The sequence below is a fragment of the Virgibacillus proomii genome (assembly GCF_018916875.1).
In the GTDB taxonomy this organism is placed as follows: Bacteria; Bacillota; Bacilli; order Bacillales; family Amphibacillaceae; genus Virgibacillus; species Virgibacillus proomii_B.
Window position 1 is genome coordinate 43,119 of record NZ_JAHLNO010000020.1, and the last position, 22,037, is coordinate 65,155.

General features: G+C 33.7%; 20 protein-coding genes, 1 tRNA gene and 3 pseudogenes. 12 read left to right on the forward strand and 12 right to left on the reverse strand.

Annotated elements, in window-relative coordinates:
- Window positions 1-69: 69 nt before the first annotated feature.
- From KQI21_RS11610 to KQI21_RS16860, 3 genes are all read right to left on the reverse strand, one after another.
- Window positions 70-1,302, reverse strand: coding sequence for a peptidase U32 family protein (locus tag KQI21_RS11610; RefSeq protein WP_216484369.1), 1,233 nt, complete (start codon window positions 1,300-1,302; stop codon window positions 70-72).
- A gap of 45 nt (window positions 1,303-1,347) precedes the next feature.
- Window positions 1,348-2,262, reverse strand: a complete 915-nt coding sequence (locus tag KQI21_RS11615; RefSeq protein ID WP_216484370.1) for a peptidase U32 family protein — start codon at window positions 2,260-2,262, stop codon at window positions 1,348-1,350.
- 689 nt (window positions 2,263-2,951) lie between these two features.
- Entirely contained in the window at window positions 2,952-3,098 is a 147-nt protein-coding gene (locus KQI21_RS16860; RefSeq protein ID WP_216484430.1) for a SpoIIAA family protein, read from the reverse strand.
- A 512-nt stretch (window positions 3,099-3,610) separates the two neighbouring features.
- Between KQI21_RS16860 and KQI21_RS11625 the strand changes: the two are divergent.
- Window positions 3,611-4,448: pseudogene (locus tag KQI21_RS11625) on the forward strand (EamA family transporter); the annotation flags it as partial.
- A 243-nt stretch (window positions 4,449-4,691) separates the two neighbouring features.
- Here the strand turns inward: KQI21_RS11625 and KQI21_RS16200 are convergent.
- The 4 genes and pseudogenes from KQI21_RS16200 to KQI21_RS16865 all read right to left on the reverse strand — a co-directional run.
- Window positions 4,692-5,221, reverse strand: a pseudogene (locus KQI21_RS16200) (IS3 family transposase); the annotation flags it as partial.
- Window positions 5,187-5,480 carry a threonine/serine exporter family protein gene (locus tag KQI21_RS16440; protein WP_216484373.1) on the reverse strand — a complete coding sequence of 98 codons (294 nt, stop codon included), beginning with the start codon at window positions 5,478-5,480 and terminating at the stop codon, window positions 5,187-5,189. The pseudogene KQI21_RS16200 and the gene KQI21_RS16440, both read right to left, overlap by 35 nt.
- 144 nt (window positions 5,481-5,624) lie before the next feature.
- On the reverse strand, window positions 5,625-5,789 hold the full coding sequence (locus KQI21_RS11645) for a hypothetical protein (RefSeq protein ID WP_216484374.1): 165 nt from the start codon (window positions 5,787-5,789) through the stop codon (window positions 5,625-5,627).
- A gap of 566 nt (window positions 5,790-6,355) precedes the next feature.
- Window positions 6,356-6,547 (reverse strand): aldehyde dehydrogenase family protein, encoded by a 192-nt coding sequence (locus tag KQI21_RS16865; RefSeq protein WP_373687665.1) that lies wholly within the window; start codon window positions 6,545-6,547, stop codon window positions 6,356-6,358.
- Between the two features lie 356 nt (window positions 6,548-6,903).
- On the opposite strand from KQI21_RS16865, the gene KQI21_RS11655 reads away from it, so the two are divergent.
- Entirely contained in the window at window positions 6,904-7,779 is an 876-nt protein-coding gene (locus KQI21_RS11655; RefSeq protein WP_216484376.1) for a DMT family transporter, read from the forward strand.
- A 96-nt stretch (window positions 7,780-7,875) separates the two neighbouring features.
- Here KQI21_RS11655 and KQI21_RS16870 read toward each other — a convergent pair whose 3' ends face one another.
- Complete coding sequence (locus KQI21_RS16870; protein ID WP_216484431.1) at window positions 7,876-8,154, reverse strand: response regulator transcription factor; 279 nt, start codon at window positions 8,152-8,154, stop codon at window positions 7,876-7,878.
- Between the two features lie 284 nt (window positions 8,155-8,438).
- A complete protein-coding gene (locus KQI21_RS11665; RefSeq protein ID WP_373687666.1) occupies window positions 8,439-9,002 on the reverse strand; it encodes a sterol desaturase family protein in 564 nt (187 codons plus the stop codon).
- A gap of 368 nt (window positions 9,003-9,370) precedes the next feature.
- Here KQI21_RS11665 and KQI21_RS11670 point away from each other — a divergent pair.
- From KQI21_RS11670 to KQI21_RS16875, 4 genes and pseudogenes are all read left to right on the forward strand, one after another.
- Window positions 9,371-10,181: pseudogene (locus tag KQI21_RS11670) on the forward strand (L-lactate dehydrogenase).
- A 118-nt stretch (window positions 10,182-10,299) separates the two neighbouring features.
- The gene (locus KQI21_RS11675) at window positions 10,300-11,280 is read left to right on the forward strand and encodes a coiled-coil domain-containing protein (RefSeq protein ID WP_216484378.1); all 981 of its coding nucleotides are present in this window, start codon (window positions 10,300-10,302) and stop codon (window positions 11,278-11,280) included.
- 479 nt (window positions 11,281-11,759) lie between these two features.
- Window positions 11,760-11,832 (forward strand) — tRNA-Val (locus KQI21_RS11680).
- Between the two features lie 1,598 nt (window positions 11,833-13,430).
- On the forward strand, window positions 13,431-13,517 hold the full coding sequence (locus KQI21_RS16875; protein ID WP_373687667.1) for a putative holin-like toxin: 87 nt from the start codon (window positions 13,431-13,433) through the stop codon (window positions 13,515-13,517).
- A gap of 283 nt (window positions 13,518-13,800) precedes the next feature.
- On the opposite strand, the gene KQI21_RS11685 is transcribed toward KQI21_RS16875, so the two are convergent.
- A complete protein-coding gene (locus KQI21_RS11685; protein ID WP_216484379.1) occupies window positions 13,801-14,058 on the reverse strand; it encodes a hypothetical protein in 258 nt (85 codons plus the stop codon).
- A gap of 464 nt (window positions 14,059-14,522) precedes the next feature.
- Between KQI21_RS11685 and KQI21_RS11690 the strand changes: the two genes are divergently transcribed.
- The 6 genes from KQI21_RS11690 to KQI21_RS11715 all read left to right on the forward strand — a co-directional run bounded on the left by KQI21_RS11690 (window position 14,523) and on the right by KQI21_RS11715 (window position 19,630).
- On the forward strand, window positions 14,523-15,002 hold the full coding sequence (locus KQI21_RS11690) for a DUF2975 domain-containing protein (RefSeq protein WP_216484380.1): 480 nt from the start codon (window positions 14,523-14,525) through the stop codon (window positions 15,000-15,002).
- A gap of 9 nt (window positions 15,003-15,011) precedes the next feature.
- Window positions 15,012-15,230, forward strand: a complete 219-nt coding sequence (locus KQI21_RS11695) for a helix-turn-helix domain-containing protein (RefSeq protein WP_216484381.1) — start codon at window positions 15,012-15,014, stop codon at window positions 15,228-15,230.
- 7 nt (window positions 15,231-15,237) lie between these two features.
- Window positions 15,238-15,459 (forward strand): DUF3955 domain-containing protein, encoded by a 222-nt coding sequence (locus KQI21_RS11700; RefSeq protein ID WP_216484382.1) that lies wholly within the window; start codon window positions 15,238-15,240, stop codon window positions 15,457-15,459.
- 370 nt (window positions 15,460-15,829) lie between these two features.
- Window positions 15,830-16,624: a DUF817 domain-containing protein gene (locus KQI21_RS11705; RefSeq protein WP_216484383.1), complete on the forward strand. Its 795-nt coding sequence runs from the start codon at window positions 15,830-15,832 to the stop codon at window positions 16,622-16,624.
- Window positions 16,625-17,307: 683 nt separating this feature from the next.
- Window positions 17,308-18,891, forward strand: coding sequence for an ATP-binding protein (locus KQI21_RS11710; RefSeq protein ID WP_216484384.1), 1,584 nt, complete (start codon window positions 17,308-17,310; stop codon window positions 18,889-18,891).
- Window positions 18,884-19,630, forward strand: a complete 747-nt coding sequence (locus KQI21_RS11715; protein WP_216484385.1) for a response regulator — start codon at window positions 18,884-18,886, stop codon at window positions 19,628-19,630. Before KQI21_RS11710 ends, KQI21_RS11715 begins: the two co-directional genes overlap by 8 nt.
- Before the next feature lie 103 nt (window positions 19,631-19,733).
- On the opposite strand, the gene KQI21_RS11720 is transcribed toward KQI21_RS11715, so the two are convergent.
- Complete coding sequence (locus KQI21_RS11720) at window positions 19,734-20,759, reverse strand: 2-hydroxyacid dehydrogenase (RefSeq protein WP_216484386.1); 1,026 nt, start codon at window positions 20,757-20,759, stop codon at window positions 19,734-19,736.
- Between the two features lie 68 nt (window positions 20,760-20,827).
- A complete protein-coding gene (locus KQI21_RS11725) occupies window positions 20,828-21,886 on the reverse strand; it encodes an AEC family transporter (protein WP_216484387.1) in 1,059 nt (352 codons plus the stop codon).
- Window positions 21,887-22,037: the final 151 nt, after the last annotated feature.

A 22,037-nucleotide genomic window follows, 5' to 3' on the forward strand; every position in this document is an offset into this window, starting at 1 on the left:
ACGATGAATAACTAGAAAAAGATTCATGTGCATTATCTTAAATCACAGTTAACAAGCTCATACAAACGATTATTTTCGTTTCCGCATCATATCTAAAGCCTTTACAGGTTGTTTCATTTCTATTTTTACTGTCATCATAGGATGTGCAGCCCGTTCAATTAGTTCTCCACTTTCATCCCACATCTTATTTATTTTTTGATATACATGAGTGAATTCAGGGCCATAGAACTCAACCTCATCCCCTACCGAAAAACTGTTCCGCTGTTGAACGGTTGCAATTTTTGTTGCTTCATCATAATTAAGAACTTGTCCGATAAATTTATAAACAGGAATTTTTCTTCGTTTACCAAATAATTGCTGTTTTTCATCCGGAACTCCATAATAAAATCCAGTCGCTAGTTCCCGTTGAGCTACTTTCCACAACTCGTCTTCCCATACTTGCTGAAACACAAAGTTATGCGGATCATTGCAATATGCATCTACAATACTACGATAAACATTCGATACTGTCGAAACATAATGGATAGACTTCATTCTGCCTTCTATTTTTAAGCTGTCAACACCATTTTCAATAAAATCAGGAATATGATTGATCATCGACATATCCACCGCACTCATAGAAAAAGGCTCATCTGCATCATCACTAAAAACAGTTTGCCGTTTCCCAGTTAAATCCATTTCAAACAAATCGTATTTCCAACGGCATGATTGAGAACACCCGCCCCGATTTGCATCTCGTGCGGACATATGATTCGATAATGTACAACGGCCAGAATATGAAATACACATCGCCCCATGAATAAATGCCTCTATTTCTATATCCGTATGTTGTCTTATTTCTTTAATTTCGTCCATGCTTACTTCCCTTGCAAGAACAACTCGTTCTAATCCTTCATTTTTCCAAAAATTAAGAGTCTCATAGTTAGTTGCCGATGACTGGGTGGATAAATGAATTGGCAACCCAGGAGCTTCCGTTACACAAATTTCTATTAAAGCAGGATCCGATACAATTACCGCTCGAATACCAATATCTCTGATCTTCCGAAAAAAATCACCAGCTCCCTCCATATCTCCTTCATGAGCAACCATGTTAGCAGCAACATACACATGTGCTTGATTTTCTTTTGCAAATCTTACCCCGTCTTGCATTTCTTCATAAGTAAAGTTTCCTGCTCTACTCCGTAAACCATATGCATTACCGCCAATATAAACAGCATCTGCACCATAATGAATGGCTGTTCTTAACTTTTCCAGCGTTCCAGCCGGAGCTAAAACTTCTGGTTTTTTTAACTTTTTTCTCATTTCTTACCCTAACCTTTCATTCCTTTAAACAGATTTTAACTACCATTATTTAACTTCATCTGGATCTTTTAAAAAGAATCCTTCATCTAAGCTTCGCTGCTGCGGGTGAAGCTTGCAGATTTGTTCATTCCATTGTTCTACTAATGACTGTGACCAATTATCTTTCATTAAAGCTTTCTTTGCTTTTACAAAAAGGCTTACAATATTAACGAAATGTTCTCCAGGTGTAAAAATGCCATCCAATTTCCAACGCTTTATATTAGCGAGATACATTTTTTCTAAATAAGGCAACAAATTAATATCGTCCGTATTAAAAATATGCGTTCCATTTATATCTTCATATACGGAATAATGAGTACCGGGTTTCTTAGGCTCAGACAAATATAGATTGTTACTGTCCGTCTGCTGTACTTTCATGAAATTAAAATAATTGGTAACTAATGGACGCTTTGAATGATGAATACATGTTGCACCATAAACTAAAACCTCGACTGGCACCATTGCTTCAGCTGCAATTGCTGTTAATTCTTCATACGTCAACTCTCTAGCTAACACAGCTCCAACAGCTCCACGCTTTGCCCAAAAGTTAACCTGCTTCCCACTAGTAACCATCGTATGTGGGTCATAAATGTACGACAAATTCAATTGATTTGTTTTTAACAGATGAATAACACCAGGGTCACCTACTGTAATTGAATTTACTCCAATGTCCTGTAAAAATTCCATATATGGAAGAACCAATTTGATCCGATCATTATGCATAATTGCATTCATTGCGACACAAACATTTTTCTGATTACGATGGGCAAGATCGGTAATTTCCTTAAGCTCTGCTTGAGAAAAAGAGGTCGGTAACCGCAGACCAAACCTATCTTCTCCAACATACAATGTATCAATACCAACATTTATTAATGCTTCAGCTTGCTCTAACGATTCTGCTGTAGCTATAAGTTCAATCATGCACAACCATCCTTATACATAAATTTATAGAGGGATTTTACAATTTTTCCTATTTAAATACGTGTTCAAAAAGAGGATGATAGACCTTAGATCGGCTAAATCGTGGGCGTCCTTAAATGACCGCGATGTATCCTTACGGAAGCCTTGTCCCTGAAAATTAACGATATTTACTGTCCAGCGTTTTCCTAGTCCCGAAAAAGAAAATCACTTTTTTTCTCATATGGTTATTGCTGTCGTAAGTCTAATCCATCCTGTTGCAACTTACTCGCACTTTCTGTCGAGTCAACGTTCGAAACATCATTTTACAAGGCCTTTTGAACATTTTCTTAAAAAGAATATTCTATATTTACCTCTAAAACCTTCACATTAGAAAAACTTGGCTTGTCGCCAAGTCTTTATGGCGAAAGCTATAGTTTTTCTTATACTATAAACCCTAAAATTTTATATTTTCCTATAGTACAAAGTCAAAACTTTTATCCTAAAGCACGTTTATGAGCATTTATGTTAATTGACTACTTCCAGCTCAGAGGTGCTACCTCTCCCATGGAAAAGTATAAAATAATCATAACATAAATTTGAAGTGGATTGTATGGGATATTAATGGCGCTAAGATATATATCATTCCATCGTTATTTTCTTTGTAAATGGAGTCAAGCTGGCTGTGAATTGCCTGCTTGACTTATACTTTTTTATATTACCAACCAATGCTCGGCTTGGAATTTTTCTATTGGAAAGTGTTTTATTTTTTTTCCTGGTATTAGGCTCTCAAGCTTTAGAATCTTTTTTATCCATTTTTCATCACTTACAATAGCAATTTTATTTATATCCTTACATATTTCCCTAGTTTAAATCTTCTTTAATTCCCTTTGATTCATACCTTACATTTCATCCATAACAAGTAAAATATTTATCTTACTATGTTGTTGTCGTTTCATCATAAAAAATTCTTTAAATTGGTGAATATCTTCTCCTTCCTATAGCCTTTTCTTGAATTTCTACTTCTAAAACATTGTCAAATGGAGTTAGTTTCATTTTAATCATCCATTTTCGCCTTCTATAACAGAGTTATAAAAAAGAGATGAGCGCAGACAGTTAATTCTTCTGTTAAACCAAGCTTAAAACTCACTTATATTTTTGTTTCCAGCACATTATTTCCTTAAACATCTGATTTAAAATGAAACTTTATCAAATGACCATATATGCTACTCATTTCACTTAAAAATGCTTCTACTGAGAGCTCTACTATTAGAACCAGTTTGGGTTTGCCAAAACATAACTTCTCTTATAGTATTTAGATGCTAGATTTGACTATTTATAATCGTTTTCGTTAAATGTGGAAAGATAAAAAATGAATCAGACAGCAAGAATTAGAGGCTTGCTTTTAGTTATAACTGGGGCCTCTTTTTGGGGTGTAGGAGGTACTGTCTCTCAATATTTATTTCAACCATATCATATAGAAGTAAATTGGTTCGTAGCTACTCGTCTACTTTCCGCTGGTATACTTCTTTTGAGCATTCAATTTTTCTTGAAAGATTGGTCTCAAATTATGTTCATTTGGAAAAGTAAACGAAATGCTCTTTCTTTAATTATTTTTGGTTTATTCGGTATGCTTGCTGTTCAATATACTTATATGGCTTCTATTAATCACGGAAATGCATCTGTTGCAATACTTTTACAATATTTAGCACCTGTAATGATAATTCTTTATTATGTGATAAGAAAGCAAGCCAGTTTAACTATGCAAGATGCCACTACAGTATTACTTGTATTAGCTAGCTGCTTTTTATTACTGACCAACGGTTCCATCGACCAATTATCTGTACCTATTCCGCAATAGGATGGGGTTTCTTATCAGGTGTAGCATTAGCTTTTTATACGTTGTATGCAGTGCATTTATTAAGACAATTTGATTCCTTTGTTGTCGTAGGCTGGGCTATGCTTATTGGTGGTATTTCGTTAAGTACTATCCACCCTCCATGGCATATTGAGTTTACAAGTTGAAGGTAGACACCTATCTATATATCTTATTTGTCATCATATTTGGCACAATGCTCGCATTTTGGTTCTATATAGAGAGTTTACAAACGCTTACTCCAAAAGAAACAAGTCTATTAGGAAGTCTTGAACCATTAGCAGCTGTCCTCACCACCGTCTATTGGTTAAAAGAGCCTTTTGGCTATTTTCAGTAACTGGGCAGTGCATGTACCATTGGCATGATTATAATGGTAGCGTTAGGAAAAAGAACTTGTGCACCAGCTAAAGGGTAATGCAAAACTACTTCCAATCTTTCATACAGAAGTCGATTGAAAAGAGAAATGGTATTGTAAGTAAAAAGCCTACTTGAAGCTCATTCCATAAAAGAAAAAGAAGGGGCTGTCCAGAAATGACCTGCACCCTGTCAAGTAGACAGTGGAAATAATAAAAAGTGCCTAAGCGGCTTTAGCTTTATATTCCATAGGGCTAAGGCCGTTTAATCGTTCTTGATATCTATCATGATTATAAAAATATATGTACTCATCCATCGCTTTAGATAGCTCCTCAAATGTCTCATACTTATGTAAATAATACTTTTCGCTTTTGAGTGTTCCCCAAAAAGATTCCATTGGTCCGTTATCAATACATTTACCAACTCGTGACATACTGTGTGTCATTCCCGCTTTATCAATTCTTCGTTTAAACCCATGAGATGTGTACTGAAACCCGCGATCACTATGAAGTAATGGAGGGTTTCCTTCTAAAAGCTCTATAGCTTGGTCAAGCTCTTAAACGCAAGGTTATTATTATTGGAATGTCCTAAAACATAGCTAACAATGGAGCTATCATACAAATCAAGAATCGTACTTAAATAAGCTTTCTTTGAGGAACCATATTTGAATTCTGTAACATCTGTTACCCATTTTTCATTTGGCTTTTCAGCCGTGAATTCAAGATTCAACACATTCTCCGCCACATGTTGGGGATTCCGGATCATCCATCGTCATAATAATCGCGGTAGGTGTGACAAATACATTGACATGTGAAATGCTATAGCTGTGAGCAATACACGTAACAGTATCTTCTACCCGATACGTCTCTGCTCTGCTCTTTAACATTAATCCACCCGCTAATATACAAATATCTAAAATGTCAGATGCTTGGTAAAACTGTTCTGTTATGATGTTACCCCCTTCGGCATGTAACGCACTGCAGTATATATATTGGAATATACTAAATCTCATTCTTTATGGAAACAACTGATCAAGCATTGAATGAAAATATTCGAGAAAACACCTGCAAACCCTACTCAAGCAGTAGCCATACCTAGCTTCAGTTTGAAGGTGTTTCATGTCGTACTTTCAATAAAGTAAATTATATTTTGTGACTTATTGCATTGCCAACTTTACCGTGTAGATTTTTCCCAGTGTATCAGGTATCGCTATGGAGGCAAAAAACAATGATGTAGAGACTGTGATGGAAAGGATAATTAAAAAGATGCGAAATTTCTTTTCAAACATATTTTTTAAAATACTTTTAATAATAAATTTCATCATTTCCCCTCTTCACTCATGATAATTATTTATAAATTTCTCTCCGTATTGTAAAAAACCAACCTGCCATGAACAACAAAACAATCAATGCTAAAGTTAACATCGTACTAGGCAATATATTCGGGTTAAAGAAAAGAATAGCAATCCCTTTAAATAAGCTTCCCTTAAAGAAGAAATAGACATGCTAACTGAAATGACTGCCGCAAGCAAAATGTATAGCCCTAACGCCATCGTATCCCTAATACATGAGAAAACGAGATTAAAAAAAGCTACGATAAATAAATAAGTAGAAAATTGATATATGAACATACCTATAACACCATATCTGTCCCAGCTGAATATGGGAGTGTCAATAATTTTGTGTAAATGACAATCCAACCTTTTCTTATCGTTGGAGCACGGACCTCTTCTAGATTTTATACTTTTGAACAATTTCATACAGGGAGTACTTACTGGATAGATAATCTCTAACAGCTGTTTCTTTTAGTTCTTTAGAATAGGATTTATGTTATGTTGAGGTTTCCAGTCCTTGAATGCCATATTTTTCAAATTGTTCATCCATTTCATCAATGAACTTTTAGTGATCTGAAATTTAGAACAAAAATGTTCTTTCTCCTCCAGCTATGTGGGCTTGCCATTCTTTTTCCAATCTGAATATAGTTAAGTATTCGGTCAAATTGTTCTTTTGAAACGAGTGGTCCTATTTCAGCATCCGAATTCATTCCATTACCAAGCTTAATCGTTTCTCCCGGGTCCACTAGTGCCGGGTATAAATACAATAAATGTAGGATTTATGCGATACCATATTCGCTACTCTGCTAAAATTTCACATTTTCTTAACATGGTACATAGATATTTCCACATCTTAAATCAAACCCGTTTTAGTAGACATCATGACCTGTTTATGACAAAATGTATTTTTGTATACTCATATTACGTTCTATTATAAAAGAAGGTAAAGCAAAGCCACAATGAAAAAGCGGTATTTTTAAAAAATAGTTAATATGTTTAGATTCATATTCTGCAATACCTAACTGGAACTACCAGTAGTATCATTATTAAAACAAAGCAATGTCAAACATCAACAAACATAATAGTTATTGGAGTTGACAAAATGAGTAATCGAAATAAAGGAATTCTTCTATTATTATTATCGGCATTTGGTTTTTCAATGATGGCTGCATTTGTCAAACTTTCAGGGGACGTGCCTACTATACAGAAAACATTATTTCGTAATGTTATTTCCATGATTATTGCGTTCGGTCTTGTTAAATATTATGGAGCACGACTTTTCGGAAGGAAAGAAAATCAAAAATACCTTTTGTTACGGTCAAGCCTTGGGGCAATCGGAGTAATTCTAAACTTTTACGCAATTGATCATCTGGTCTTGTCAGATGCGGATATGCTCAATAAAATGAGCCCATTTCTAACAATTATGTTTGCTGCTATATTCCTAAAAGAGAGGACACGACCATTTCAAGTAATATCCATTACTATTGCGTTTATTGGTACATTATTTATTATTAAACCAGTCTTTTCTTTGGACATCATCCCTTATATCGCCGGTTTTTTCTCGGCTGTGTTTGCAGCAGGTGCCTATACTGTTTTACGAGTATTAGGCAGAAAAGAACAATTTTATACAGTTGTTTTTTATTTTTCATTTTTTACTACAATGATTTTATTACCTTTTGTAATCATATTTTACGAACCAATGTCTTGGCAACAATGGATTTATCTTTTAACAGCAGGCATATTTGCCACAGTGGGGCAATTTGGCATTACCATTGCTTATAAATACGCGCCAGCTAAAGAAATTTCGATCTTTTTCTATTCTACAGTTATTTATTCAGCTCTAATTAGTATCGTTTTATTTGAACAAATTCCTGATGTGCTAAGCATAATGGGATATATTATTATCTTCGGGGCTTCCCTTTATATGTTTTTGAAAAACAATCACACAAGTCAATTAGAAAACGAAAAACACCAGTAAGCGTTCCTATGACGATTCTGGTGTTTTTCTCTACTATTTTTTCATCTCTTTTCCAGTAAAAATCAGGCAATAACACAGTTGATCTATAATTAAACCCTAAAACTCTTTGGTGCTTGAAATAACCTCAAGCTTAAAGTTTATCATCCAAAAAGATAATTTAGTAAAAGTCGGCTCCCCATCTGAGAGAGATTGTGGGTGTATTTTCAGCTCTTCCTCATTTAAAATGGGAGTTACATATTCTCTAATTTTATCTCGATTATTCGTATGAAGTTTTTTATATACTTTACTCACATAATCTCTTACCGTCTTCTCCGATAACTGTAATTCATTAGCAATTTCTGTATTTTTATAACCTTTATAGATGAGATAAACGATATCACTATCCCGCTAACTTACATGAATGCCCTTATCCAACAAACTCCCTCTAATTTTCTGTTTCCTATCATTACAATCTGTTTCAACATCTTTAAATAGTTGTTCAACAATTTCGTCGGCAAATTCAAATTGTTGATGATATACATTTCTAATGGAAGAAATAAGCGCTTCTCGACTGCTACAACTTAATCGGAACCCTTCTGCTCCTTCAGTAATCCCCTTTTTAATTAAATCTAAGTCTATAAAGTTAATTAGAAGTTAACTTTTCTTTTAAACTACGCAATCTATGCTCGCTTTTCTAGGTTTCTAGCCGTAGCGCTTTTTTCAACTTCTGTATGATCACGGTATGTTCCCATTGTTTTATCTACAGTGGTATGCGTTACACCAAACCAATAATTTTCATTTTTATAATGATGCCAAAGATGGGTTTTTTTAATTTTCTTTCCTAATTTAGTAAGTGGTTGAATTGGCTTATGTGCGATAAAGTGTTTCCATTCATAGTATAGAAAATACCCAACAACTCCAGTAGCAAAAGCAATTGTAAGATCCATATTCCTAGTAATAAGGTAAAATACGCCTGCTAAAATTGTGAAATTAGGTAAACTAAACCATAATGGTAAAAAAAGCAACTTCACGTTATTCGGATCTACATGATGATCATAATGTAAGCGCTTAATTATTTTTAGTAAAAATAGATTATCCGGCTTTTTAATATGAAACAAAAAACGATGTATCATATATTCGCTTAATGCATATGTCAGCATTCCAATCAACAATGCAATCCATGCCTGCCAAGTAAGTAATTGAGGTATTGTAAAAGCAATTAAACTTGCAAAAATGATCAGCATAACAATTACATCAGGAAAAGTAATAAACTCCTTATAATATTTTTTCAACCTCCATCCCTCCTTCAATTTATGTTTTGTTAACAATATACAAAAAATTATATGATTTAGCAATAAAAAACGGAAAATTCATAACTTTTTACCTTTTATTCATCTAGGGTATTTTATCCATATCAAATTTTCTCAATTTTATTCCTAGCAATCTTGCTTAATAAATAATTTACACTTATAATCAGAGCTAATTTATTTTTTGTCTGTATACTTTTGTTTAGTTTATGAAATAATTGACACTTGTTCCATGCGTTCATGCAGTATTTCCACTGCAAAGCAGATACCTATTTTAAAGTTTACAGATGATAGGAGATGATTACATGAAAGAACAACTGCGAAAGGTAGGTATCTTAGGAACAGGTTTTGTAGGTTCAAGTACAGCTTTATTCAATAATTAATCAAGGTATCTGTGAGGAATTATTATTAGTCGACATTAAAGAAGAAAAGTCCATGGGAGAATCGCTCGATCTTGCTCATTGCATGGATTTCCTTCCCTCTAAAACAGAGATTTTTTCAGGAACTGCATCTGATATGGGCAAATATGGAGATTATTATTATTACTGCAAGTCCGCCTCCAAAAGAAAATCAAACTCGACTAGATACCCTTGAAACAAGTGCCAATATTATGAATGATACGATTCCAAAAATAATGGCTAGTGGATTTAACGGTATTTTTCTAATTGCCACAAATCCAGTTGATATTATTACATATCATGTGTGGAAACTATCTGGATTGCCACGCCATCAAGTAATCGGAACAGGTACTTCCATTGATTCTTCTCGCTTAAAAACGTATTTATCGGATATCTTACATGTAAACATACATAATATTCAAGGCTATACAATGGGAGAACATAGTGATTCACAATTTGCCGTATGGTCACATCTCACCATTGGTGGAAAACCATTCTTACAAAATCGATATTTAATAACGACCATCGTATTATTCCAACATCTTGTATCCTTGACGGAGAATACGCTGAATACAATATCTGTACAGGAGTACCAGCAGTTATTAGCAGAAGTGGAATAAAAGATATTATTGAAATAAAACTTTCTGCAGAAGAACAGGTATTATTTAAAACGTCTAATTCTGTACTGAGAAGCTACATGGCTAGTATTGGCGACTAAATCTACCAATAACAAATACTTGAAAAACACCACAATTTTTTGTGGTATTTTTCTATTAATTTATTTGCTTTTCTTTTATATCTTTTCCAATTATAATAGTTGAAAAGGAGGTGAGATATTGGAGAATAAAGAAATGTTTGAAATTATATTAAGTAAATTAGACTCACTTGAAGAAGGACAGAACACATTAAAAATGGAAACTAAATCTCTTCGGGTAGGACAAAGCGAACTGCGTAGCGAGACTAACTTGCTTTCGAAAGAGGTCATTGACTTACGTGAGGAAACCAAATCGCTTAGGATAGGGCAAGACGAACTCCGTAACGAATTTAAATCATTTCAAACCGGGCAAGATGAACTCCGTAACAAGACTAATTTCCTTTCGCAAGAGTTTATTGACTTACGTGAGGAAACCAAATCGCTTGGGATAGGGCAAGACGAACTCCGTAACGAATTTAAATCATTTCAAACCGGGCAAGATGAACTCCGTAACAAGACTAACTTGCTTTCGCAAGAGGTCATTGACTTACGTGAGGAAACCAAATCGCTTAGGATAGGACAAGACGAACTCCGTAACGAATTTAAATCATTTCAAACCGGGCAAGATGAACTCCGTAACAAGACTAATTTCCTTTCGCAAGAGTTTATTGACTTACGTGAGGAAACCAAATCGCTTGGGATAGGGCAAGACGAACTCCGTAACGAGACTAAATTGCTTTCGAAAGAGGTTATTGACTTACGTGAGGAAACCAAATCGCTTGGGGTAGGGCAAGATGAACTCCGTAACGAGACTAAATTGCTTTCGAAAGAGGTTATTGACTTACGTGAGGAAACCAAATCGCTTGGGGTAGGGCAAGACGAACTCCGTAACGAGACTAAATTGCTTTCGAAAGAGGTTATTGACTTACGTGAAGAAACCAAATCGCTCCGTGTTGACATGAATCAAGGTTTTACATCGTTAAATGAAAAAATTGAGCTTTTGACAAAACAAACAAGTAATGTCGTTATTAAGCATCATCAGAATGAATTAACCTATCTTAAGGAAAAAGTGTCTTCATTAGAAGAAGATATGTTTATGGTTAAGAATACCTTAAAAAAGTGATGTTAAAATCTTCCCCCTATTTAACCACATATATTTAAAAGCCTACCTTGATTCTATCCACCTATTTACAATCAATAGTAGCCCCTAACAATGGTTTTTAGGGGCTACAAATATCTTTTAAAACTTTTGCTTTTTCTTCTGTATGAGCTACACTTAACTGGATAGAAAAAATAAGGCTAAGTAGACTAAAACAAAACCATAGTATTTTAACGTAAGTTTAGTTATGTACAAACAGCAAAACTTCTGACAAGCTAAAGTGAAACTTCATTTTTTTGGCATATAATTATTTTTTTATATACTACTTTGGAAAAACTATTGATTTTTCCTTCTTCAAATATAGATTACAAGGTACAGAATTGGATAATTAGGTACATTTCTACAAGTTTATGGTTCGTCAAATTTTAGCTTGCAACCAAATAGGGTTGTATGTATAATAGAGTATGTGGCTCCTAATATAGATAAATGAATATTTATTTTTTGATTCCGTAGCTCAGCTGGGAGAGCGCCACCTTGACAGGGTGGAGGTCGCTGGTTCGAGACCAGTCGGAATCATCGCACTTAAACGCTTGTCCTGTATAGGATGGAGCGTTTTTTCTGTTTTGGAGTTTTATATATACACTATAAAAGTGACCAATTATAAAGTGAAACTTCATTCAGTAGGAGTTTTCTTCCATCTCCTACTGAATGTTAGTACCTAGAGGGGTATGACCTAAAGGCCCTTGAACGAATCGGGCATTTAGGTGCCGTTTTCTCACACTTAGACCCTTTTGTACCAACTCAGCTCTTAAAGTGGGAGGCTTACGGCACCTTATATGCGGGATAAAGTGAAACTTCATTTCTTGGAATGCTTTTTCCAAAGAAATGTTAGTTGAACGAATCGGGCATTTAGGTGCCGTTTTCTTACACTTAGACCCTTTTGTACCAACTCAGCTCTTAAAGTGGGAGGCTTACGGCACCTTAATATGCGGGATAAAGTGAAACTTCATTTCTTGGAATGCTTTTTCCAAAGAAATGTTAGTTGAACGAATCGGGCATTTAGGTGCCGTTTTCTTACACTTAGACCCTGTTGTATCAACTCTGGTCTTGAAGTGGGAGGCTTACGGCACCTTACATGCGGGATAAAGTGAAACTTCATTTCTTGGAATGCTTTTTCCAAAGAAATGTTAGTACCACAAGGGTATGACCTAAAGGCCCTTGAACGAATCGGGCATTTAGGTGCCGTTTTCTCACACTTAGACCCTGTTGTATCAACTCTGGTCTTGAAGTGGGAGGCTTACGGCACCTTACATGCGGGATAAAGTGAAACTTCATTTCTTGGAATGCTTTTTCCAAAGAAATGTTAGTTGAACGAATCGGGTATTTAGGTGCCGTTTTCTCACACTTAGACCCTTTTGTACCAACTCAGGCTCTTAAAGTGGGAGTCTTACGGCACCTTATATGCGGGATAAAAAAGCAAAGTTGTGCTTTGAATATACGTATATATGAATACAATCCATAAAAAAGAAGAATTTATCTTTTCCTGCATAATTTACCATTAACTGTTTATGTATCTAAAATATATGGACTGTCAGATGCTATTAACAGCTTTCTAGTTAATTTCCTCTTTTTTTCTGTTCATCAAGAATCGATTTTTCTTTATGTAATGTTCTTGTTCTTCCCACATTTCGTCTAATATTTCACGTGTTCGATTTTCATTACGTACTTACTCGGCTTCTTCCTTTTCCTGCCGAAAAAATGTTTTTCATATTAAATGTTCGTACTTGTTTTCGTTAAAAACAGTAGCTAAAATACTATTTTTGTCAATTTTTAATACACGTATATAGTACTCTGTTATCTTAATATCGTTATTCAATATAAAAAAATGATCTTTTGTTTACCCTCCAAAGATCGATTAAACAGCCCTAACATGATTACATCACCTTAGCATGTTCGTTCTTATTCCAGTGTAAAAATAGAACTTCATGCGGTGTATTTTTTTAGAAATTTATGTCACCTATAAAAAGGGGACATAAATTTCTAAATACAATGAGCTTTATTAAGAATAAAACTCCGAAAAGACATAATAATATGTTAATTATGTTATAATAATCGCAAGTGCATAAGGCTTTCATGGGTGGTAGCTCATCCCTTTAGCGAAAGGGGGTGAGGCTGTGACAGTTTTCGAAGGATTGGTCTTAATGATTTCTTTTGGAGCGCTCATTGCAACTATTTTGTCAGAAAAAAATAACCACCCATAGCCTAGCTAGCATACAGTGGTTATTTTTATTGCTCTTATTTTGTAGCTGCCCCAATGAGGGCTATTGCACTAACCGTTTGGTGTGCCAGCACCAGACGGTTTTTATTATTATATGAATCTACTTAAATAGTATACCTTATTTACCAAATAATTTAAAATACTTCTTTTATAAGTAAATTAAAAATGAGAAAAGTCCTATCCGAAGAATAGGCTTTTATATGTATTGTATATCAATGATCAACTAATTGCATCATTGTTGTTTATAAAAGTCTATCTTGGCTAAACTAGAAAAGGGATTTCCACACTTCCAGTATCACAAGATGCAAATAATTATTAATCGTATCCCCTTTTCGATCTGACAATATGTCATAAATCTTTTTATTTTCAACATCCGCAACAATCGTTTGAAACTTTTCTCTCCTCCTTGCATCAGCCTTAAGCTTATTCATAGCTAAGGCAATGCGTAATACCTCCTTTTTCTTTCTTCGTATAATTTTTACAGGTGTATTGGATAAGGCTGGCCCTGAATAGACTGCTTTCAATAGCTACGAATCCGCTTGGTTCATTCCTTACAGGATGAGCATTTTTGTTTTTTAACTTTGGTATGAACCTTTTGATAAAAGGTTCGATTGGAATTAGCTGTTTTCCTTAAAAAGCTTCTTCTAAAACTATCATACCTTCTATGCTTTTCTGGAAGTTTTTAATTTGTATATGTATCTGTTTAGCCTGCGATTCTGTTTTATCGATAAAGCTACGACATCCCCCGCTTTTAATTGACTCCTCCCATCTCAGTTAGTAATAAATTAAATTATCTTTCCTTAGTTGCATTATACTAAGAGCGTAAATTATTGAATTATTTATGAGAAAAATAAATCACAAACAATATTACCTATGACCAACACCATGCTTATCAATTAATTTTTATCGTAAAACGATAAAAATTAATTGACTTACGCAAATTAACAAATTATAATAAATTTACCCTAGCTAAGAGGAGTGATTTTTTATGAAACAAAAGGAATTATCAAATTGGTTAAAATTGATAATTGTTTTTTGTGGAATTTTAGGACTATTGCTTTGCATTTATTTTGGACCGGAAATTGGAAGGGAAGTTTTACTGAATTCAGAAAAGATGAAAGTATTATATAAACCTTTTATTGTATTCATTTGGATTACTGGAATTCCATTCTATATCGCATTAATTTTAGGGTGGCAAATCTGTTTGGATATTAGCTCAAATCAAGCCTTTACCATAAAAAATGCAGATAGATTAAAAAAAATCAGTGTTTTGGCAATGATTGAAGGACTTTTATATGTTATTGCATTAGTATACCTTTTAGTAGATCAAATTTTAAGTACAAATATATTAACCATTATTCTACTCATTCTTTTTTTCGCAGTTATTATTTCCGTGTTTACTTCCATGCTTTCTCATTTAGTTAGAGAAGCTAGTAAAATAAAAACAGATAACGATCTAACAATTTGAGGTGACAAAATGGCTATTATCGTAAACCTTGATGTAATGCTGGCGAAAAGAAAAATGAGCGTCACAGAATTATCAAATAGAATAGGAATCACAATGGCTAACGTTTCCATATTAAAAAATGGAAAAGCAAAAGCGATTAAATTCTCAACTTTAGACAAAATATGTGAAGCTTTAGAATGCCAACCTGGTGATATTTTAGAATACAGAAAAAATACAGATGAAGGATAGATGGATGATGAATAAAAAAATTTTGTTGGCTTTACTTCCAATTTTAATAGGTGTCATTTGCCTAATTAGCTATTCTATAATTGGTTCAAAGGTAACTCCAGATGGAACATTAGAAGAGCCATTTTTCTTAATCCCACTAAGTTATCTTTTTGTTTTTAGCGGTATTGCGCTACTGTTATTTATGGCTATTATTTCAGTCATAAAGAAAAACAAACATAATAACCAATAATCCATGAAGCAAAAAGTGCTACCTAAAAGAGCATGGATCCCTATATTTTGAAACGAATGTTTAAACGAAAAAATTATAGCTACTGGCATGTATCTTGAATTCATCTGTTCATTATCTGAGATAAATATGAAACAGTTTCCAGATTTGCTAATGGGGATCCTCGCTTGTTTACTAAAAAGTTATGACAATATTTTAGTTTTTCTATTACGTTTTAGATGTTTACAAGAGGTAACGTTTAAAATAGTAAAACTTTAGCAGATTCGCTTGTTCAAGTTGCTAAATACGATACGTTAAATTATTTTAATATTTTGTTTATTCAATTACCATCTATTACTGTAATGTGGTAAATTGCTAGTTAGAAGGTGAAAAGATGAAATATATAGTTGATCTTATTTATTTCGGTTACTATCAGGCTTTATCCTGTATTTTTCCGGTAGTCATCTTTATAACTCTTGCTGTTTCAAAGTTGATCTTGATTCCTGGATTATATCGTTACGATTTTATTTTACTTATTTGTCTCATTACACAATACCTCATGTTAAAAACAAAGTTAGAGACAAAAGAAGAAATAAAAGTAATTTGTGTATTCCATATTATTGGACTGTTACTGGAATTATATAAGGTACATGTCGGTTCATGGTCCTACCCAGAAGAAGCACGAGCAAAAATATGGAGAGTACCACTTTATAGTGGTTTTATGTATGCAAGTGTTGCAAGCTATATATGTCAAGCATGGCGCAGATTTCATTTAAGAATGCATAACTGGCCCAAAAATATATACACAATACCACTTGGTTTGATGATTTATTTAAACTTCTTTACCCATCATTTTATTTTTGATTTCCGTTGGATTTTAACAGCCTTGTTATTTATTATTTTCTTTCAGACTTATGTACAAATTACAGTACGAAAAACAACATATAAAATGTCGCTTCCTCTTTCTTTTTTCTTAATTGGCTTTTTTATTTGGATTGCTGAGAATATCGCAACCTTCTTTGGAGCATGGCAATATCCTAGTCAACAGGACTCATGGAATCTTGTCCATATTGGTAAAATTAGTTCTTGGTTTTTGCTAGTTGTCATAAGCATTATGATTGTAACAGAGCATAAAAAACTTGTTGCAAGTATTTCAAATTTTATTAGAGGAGAACAAATCTATCATTAGTTTTCTTTGAAAAACAGATGAATGCTCCTTTAAAAAGGCTATTTTTAATATAAACTTTTCCACTTCCCGTAACTCGTTTCGATTATGGTTATAAGTGGGAGATTAATCTCTGGGTACCCTTGAAAAAGAGAACCCTTTTTCTTCGTGCGATGAACCACACCTTGAAAAAAGTGCTATCTAATCAAGAAATCTTACTTGTTCTGTCAACCCAAACGAATCAGACATTTTGAAGTGCCATTATCTTACACCTAGACCTTTTCGTCTTCTCTATAACAAGTGGAGTCTTATGGCCTTATATATGGGATAAATAACAAGCAACTAAAAATAAAACTAACACTAAGAAAATAATCAGGTACATGATTAACCGAATATTCCACAAAAAACAAACATATAAATCGTCCAGCACCTTGAATCGGAATCTATTTCTATATAAGTGGAAGCGTCTGTCGAATATTGTTAAAATAAGAACGTACCATATCAACTCATTGGAATAATTTATAACTCATACAACAACTTGTAAATTATCTTTGCGAGTACGAGGTGCTATTGACATTCCTCCTGCTCTACCCAAAATAATCCTTAAAAATTATAACGGATAAAACTTTTCCAATTAACAATATACTTACAGAAGGGATCTGGACAACATCAAAGATAAATGGCTGTCACAATTATCTTTAAAGAAAATGACAACATTGCTCGTATTATTATCGGTTGTTGCTTCCTTAATTGCCTCAGCAGTTCTATTAGATAGCTACGTATTAAAGCGGGAACACAACACAGTAAAAGATAAAATAAGAAATGTTGCCCGAATGGTTGCAAAGGATACTCGTGTCATTAATAAAGTTGAAGGAGATCCATTTGATCCAACCATACAGGAATATTCTAAGGAAGTAATGGAAGCAACAGGGGTCGGCTTTGTAGTCGTACTTGACAATAATCTGATCAGGAAGTCCCATCCAGATGAAAGTGTAATTGGTCAAACCTTCTCCAATGTTAAAGATGCTAGTAAGGCCTTGGATGGTTCAGAACACTTTTCAACACATGTTGGAATTTTAGGTGAAGGTACCCGCTTTTTTACACCAATATGGGATGAAAATGGTGAGCAGATAGGAGTTGTTTGTGTCGGTTATGTTCAGCAAACCATCAATCAAGAATTGTCGAATGCGCGAAGAAATTTATATGTAGGATTAGGATTTGGCCTGTTTGTTGGAATTTTAGGAGCCTTATATTTAGCTCGCTATCTAAAAAGAGTATTACTAGGGCTGGAGCCAAAACAGATTGTTGCACATATGAAAGAACGAGAAATTATTATCGATTCTGTTAGTGAAGCAATTATTGCTGTAACTCCTAATCGAAAAATTCTTTTGCAAAATGTTAACTTTGCAAAGCTCTTTAATAAAACGTTACTCACAGAAAATGCTACTAATAAAAGTTATCTTGATAAAAGAGTTTTTTCCTTAATTTTTGCTGAAGTTTTTAAAACGGAAAAACCTGTTTCCAATCAGGTTACAGTTATAGATCATTTTGAGTTTATCGTTAATGTACAGCTCGTTTATATAAACAAACAAATATATGGTGCAGTTGCTACTTTATACGATCAATCCAAACTGCAGCATCTTATCCGTGAACTGAGCGGTACAGAACAATACATTGATTCATTACGAGCACAGAACCACAAATTTATGAATCAGCTTCATACGATCTTGGGTTTAATTGAATTGGAAAAATATCAGGAAGTTAATAACTTTGTCCGCGTGCTTAATAATAAATATCATCAAGAAATTGGCTTTATAACGGATAAAATTAAATGTTCTGCCATTGCGGGGTTTCTACTAGGAAAAACGAGTGAGTTAAATGAGCAGGGTGTGACATTAACCATTGATGCTGATTCTCATTTTCCAAATATTAAAATGGGTGATATGCTCCATGATCTCCTATTATCAATCGGGATTTTATTAGATAATGCTAAAGAGGCATTGACAAATACAACAAGAAAACAAGTAGTTCTTTTTCTTTATTATGATGACGAAGAAGAAATAATTATCATTGAAGTAAAGGATACAGGTTCCGGAATTGAACCAGCAGTAAGAGAAAAAATTTTTGAACGAGGATACTCAACAAAGGGAGAAAATCGAGGCTATGGATTAGATGCCATTCGATCAATCGTTACACATTATAAAGGATTGATTGAAGTCCAATCTAAAGTAAAAAAAGGAAGTTTATTTCACATAGAAATCCCCTTTAAACGGAGGAACATAGATGATTAAAGTTATTATAGTTGAAGATGACCCAATGGTTGCAACAATAAACCAACAATATGTTGAAAGATCAAAAGGATTTGAAATTGTTGCTACAGTTGATAATATAAAAGAACTATGGAAAGTGTTACAAGAAGTCACTCCCGATTTAATATTACTCGATGTTTATTTACCAGAAAAGACCGGTATTGACTTTGTACAAGAATTAAGACAAAAGCAAATTTCCATACCAATTATTATGATTACGGCAGCACACGATATACCAACAATCAAAAAAGCTCTAGACTATGGTGTTATTGACTTTTTAATCAAGCCTTTTTCATATGAACGGTTCCAATTAGCAATCGAAAACTTTTTACAATACCATTCGCTTACCACTAAATTTGAAAAAGCAGATCAGAAAACATTAGATCAAATTTTAATAAAAGAAAGACAATCGAAAACTTTTAATGAAAAAGGAATCCTCTCATCCTTGCCTAAAGGGCTATCTAAACTAACCATTAAAAAAATTTTAACAGCCGTTGAAAAGCAAAAGGAACATTTTTCAACCGAGGATATAGCAAAAGAAGTTGAATTGTCGCGAATTTCTACAAGAAAGTATTTACAATTTTTAAATGAAATTGGCTACTTACGTGAAGAGTTGAAATATTTATCTGTTGGGCGTCCAATTATGATTTATCAAATAGTTCCGGAAAAAGAACAGCTTATTGCCGATATTTTAAATAATACCCCCCCACAGAGTTTGTAGCTTTCCATCTATATAAATAGAAATAACGTAGACGAGAACGAGGCACAGAAAAAATCCACTTATCAGGAAAGTGGATTTTTCTGCCTTTATGTTTAGGTAGTTTTTAAGAAACAGCTTGGCTTTTTTTCGGTAAAGCTACTGCATTCGTCGTGCTTCCTTTTGTAATCATTTCATGCAGATTTTCAAAGCTTGTCTCAATCATATTCGTTAGCGCTTCATCTGTATTTGATCCGATATGAGGTGTAACTAAAACCCGTGGATATAAATCAATTAAAGCTTGAATAGTAGGGTCTAATTTTTTACCATTATTAAATTTTTGGAAGAATATTTCCTGTTCATTGGCAAATACATCTGTTGCAAAACCTTCCAGCTTATGAGATCGCAATGCTTTTAGAATAGCTTCATTATCCTGTAGCTCACCTCTTGCCGTATTAATGAATATTGCACCATCTTTCATTTTCGAAATGAATTCATTATTTACCATTTTATCATTTTTACCTGGAAAATATGGCACATGCAAACTTACAATATCACTTTCTTTTAATAATTTATCTAACTCCACAAATGTAACAACTTGTTTTGCTTCTTCACTTTGATATATATCATACCCCAGCACTTCGGCTCCGAGACCCTTAAACAATTGCGCCTCTGTCAAGCCAATTTTACCAGTACCAATAATACCTACTTTACAATTTCTGATTTCTTTACTAAACATAACACTGTCAACCGTAAAATCTTTTTTAGATGTTTTATTGGTAGTATAAGCGGTATGTCTTAACAAAGACATAGCAAGTGTTAAAGATAATTCAGCAATTGCATTTGGTGAATAAGAAGGAACGCGTGCAACGTACATATCAAAATCAGCTGCTGCTTGCAAATCAATATGATTATAACCTACTGTTCGCGTAAATAAATACGTAACGCCATATTCTTTCATTTGCTGAATATTTTTTCTGTCAGCAACACAATTTCCCCTAAGTAAAACAGCATCCATTCCTTTTGCTGTTTCAATATTTTCATTGGTTAGAAGTTCCTCGATAAGCGTTAGTTCAAAGTCATACTTATTTAGTTGATGAAAGAAAGGCACTTCATTTTCTCTTACTCCATAACAAACAACCTTCATTGTCATATTATTTTCTCCTTTTCCAATCTGAATACTTGGTATTTTAATTGAAGTCATAGATGAAACTAGTTGTTTTAGCTAAATAAGTTTGTTGCGCTGATGAAATTTATAATAATAATCCAAATTGGTATCATCACAACAGCACTAATCGTTGATAGTAATGATGCGTTCGACGCAAGTAGCGCATCCTTATCAAAGCTGATGGCATAGGCTGCTGCTACAGTTGCAGTTGGAGTAGCCATCATAATAACTACTGTTCCAATTGAAATGGCACTCATGGTTAAAATTCCGGTTAGGGAAAGAATAGCTAACAGTACAATATTAATAACTGGTACAAGAATAACTTTATTTGCACTATAGAATAGGGACGTACGATCTGTTATCGCTGTTTTGAAATCGACGGAACCTAGTGTTGATCCAATTGCAAGCCAGGCAAGTGGTGAAGCTAAGCCTGCCAAATATCCCATCGGTTTAAATAGCCAGGGGGCAGTCTGGTCGATTCGTAAAAATGCTACTGTTGATGTGGTACCATCAGCAGCTACTACACTGACCTGTGGTAAATAATCTTGAAACACCCAGATAAAAAGACCTAAAAAGGTAGCAATAACGATCGGATTTAAAAACATTTCTTTAATATTTTTAGCTTCCATCTTTAATCCGCTCATTTTAATATAGCCATAAGAATAAAGGAAAATACGATAACCGATATTAAATATGGAAGCATATAACACTCCTTCTGCTCCATAAATTGCTCCAACGATCGGAATACCGAAGAATGTCGTTGATCCAAAAATAGTTAGTACACGTAATGTATCTTCTTTATCGCCTTTAAATTTAAAGTACATTGGTTTCGATACAAGAATTAAAATAATATAAATTGCAATTCCCCAAATTAAAATCCCCATACCTTCAGCTAAGGATTCCTTGTTAATATCATTCATAAATGCATTAAATGCAAGAGCAGGTAATGCTACTGACAATACAACTTTAGATAGCATTTTTCCAACTTGATCACTAAAAATATTCTTTTTTCGGCAATAAAATCCTAATAAAATAATGAACATGGTTGATGTAATAGCACTAATTATATCCATGTCAGTAAATGTAGTTTGAATAATTTCAAACACTTTCATTGTTTTCTCCTCCAGATCTTCATTTTGTGAAATATTTCACAAACTATTGTATAGAAAAGCCGGCTATCTCTTACAAATTCATCATAGAACATTTCATTGAAGATAAAAATAATAGGTAACTAAACTAACTTATGTAACTTAAGTAAGTGAA